At 74.9% G+C, this 1,147-nt stretch carries 1 protein-coding gene; it reads right to left on the bottom strand.

The window, feature by feature from the left end:
• Positions 1-596: 596 nt before the first annotated feature.
• The gene (locus AC13HU_RS37485) at positions 597-1,139 is read right to left on the bottom strand and encodes a flavoprotein (protein WP_483046474.1); all 543 of its coding nucleotides are present in this window, start codon (positions 1,137-1,139) and stop codon (positions 597-599) included.
• Positions 1,140-1,147: the final 8 nt, after the last annotated feature.

Here is a 1,147-nt window from a genome sequence, read left to right as displayed (position 1 = left end):
GGGGGCGGGTGCCCGATGGCGTGGGGGCGCCGTGGCCGCGTGGCCGGCGGGGGCCGCGTGGTCCGCCCGGCCGTGGCGGTCGGGGCGGTCCTGGCGGTCGCGGCGGTCCGGGGGGGCCTGGGGCGCCGCTTCCGCGTGGTTCGAGTGCTCTGTGTGCGGCGGGTGCGCCGCGGCGCCCGGGTACCGGGAGGACGCCGGGCCGGACGGCCCTGACGGTTCTCGCTCGGCACCCGGGCGGGCTGGTGGACGGGAGGTCGTACAGGTGCGGGCCGCGCGTATGCCGTCGGGGCAGCCGGGTCCGGGGGTCGCGGCCGCCACGCCGCTCAGACCCCACGAACCCCCGGCCCACACCACCGCGAGCGCCGCCCCCATCCGGGCGAACCTCCCCCATGAAGTGCTCACCCCTCAATGCTTCGCAGCACCGCCGCGCCCACCCGCGCGAACCCCCTTCGTTCACCCGAAAGGGTCATGAACCACCTAAACACGCCCGCGTGTTGCCCAACACACCTTCATCCGGCCGCTGTTACGGGGGTGGCCTCGCACCAGGGAGTACGGGCGCGTACGCCGGCGCAGCCCGCCCGTTCCAGTGCCACCGGTCACCGCGGCGCACCGGCCTCCCCCAACTCCTCCAGCACCAGGTGCCACGGGTACTCCACCGGGTCGTCGCCCTCCGGCGGGCCCGGCTCGAAGCCGCCCGGGCCGTACAGCAGCCGCACCCCGGCGAGCCGCAACTCCCCCACCGACCGCTCGAACGCGGGGTGTTGGGCGTACGCCGAGTTCAGGCACGGCATCGCGATCAGCGGGATGCCCTTGCCGATCGCCTCCGCGGCCACCCCGACCACGAACTTGTCCGTGATCCCGGCCGCCCACGCGTTGATCGTCGTGAACGTCGCCGGGGCCACCACGATCACGTCGGCGGGCGGCCAAATGTCCGGCTGCCCGGGCGACTTGTAGTCCCACCGCACCGGGTGCCCGGTCAGCACCGCGAGGCCGTCCAGCGACCCCGCCAACCACCGTGCCGCGGTGGGCGTCAGCCCGAGGCACACGTCCCACCCCGCCCGCTGCGCGGACTCGATCACCCGTGCCACGTCGAACACCGGAGGCGCGGCGGAAGCGAACAGGTACAGCGTTCGAGTGATCTTGGTCC

This window comes from Streptomyces sp. NH27 (genome assembly GCF_056859195.1).
Note: the sequence above shows the minus strand (reverse complement) of the source record. Positions and strands in the feature narration are given on the sequence as shown.